Source organism: Pseudoalteromonas sp. SR44-5 (assembly GCF_014163675.1).
In the GTDB taxonomy this organism is placed as follows: Bacteria; Pseudomonadota; Gammaproteobacteria; order Enterobacterales; family Alteromonadaceae; genus Pseudoalteromonas; species Pseudoalteromonas rhizosphaerae.
The window spans coordinates 1-653 of the sequence record NZ_JACJDT010000163.1; the positions used below are offsets into that span (position 1 = coordinate 1).

At 40.0% G+C, this 653-nt stretch carries 2 pseudogenes; both read left to right on the forward strand.

The features are described from left to right. Positions 1–119 precede the first annotated feature (119 nt). Positions 120–510: pseudogene (locus H5154_RS23945) on the forward strand (transposase); the annotation flags it as partial. Positions 511–529: 19 nt separating this feature from the next. Beyond that, positions 530–653, forward strand: a pseudogene (locus tag H5154_RS23020) (transposase); the annotation flags it as partial.

Genomic DNA, 653 nt, shown 5'->3' on the forward strand with positions numbered 1-653 from the left:
AAGAAATAGTCGAACAGGTTTCGCAAGCGTGGAATAAATTCATTTCTGTTCCTGATACGGTTAAAAGCATATGCTCTAGAGACTGGATAAAATTGACTTAATCTTTATGCAGATTGGTATTATTTGGTGCAGTGTGCCCACGTAATGGTATAACAGAAGCGCTGATCAGCCCTGTAGTCAATAAAGACGTCATGACGTAACACATGGAATTAATATCAAAAGCCACGGAGGCAGGACGTCATGCCGTCGTGATCGTTGATGGCGCTGGTTGGCATACTATTGATACGGTACAACCATTCAATAATATCATGCTAATAAAACTTCCGGCTTACTCCCCGGAGTTAAATCCAATAGAGCAAGTATGGGATACGGCAACACTGTTTATCTAATCGTGTGTTTAGTGGTTATGAAGAAATAGTCGAACAGGTTTCGCAAGCATGGAATAAATTCATTTCCATTCCTGATACGGTTAAAAGCATATGCTCTAGAGACTGGATCAAATCTACTTAATCTTTATGCCGATTGGTATTACTCCCCGGAGTTAAATCCAATAGAGCAAGTATGGAGTTGGATACGGCAACACTGTTTATCTAATCGTGTGTTTAGTGGTTATGAAGAAATAGTCGAACAGGTTTCGCAAGCGTGGAATAAAT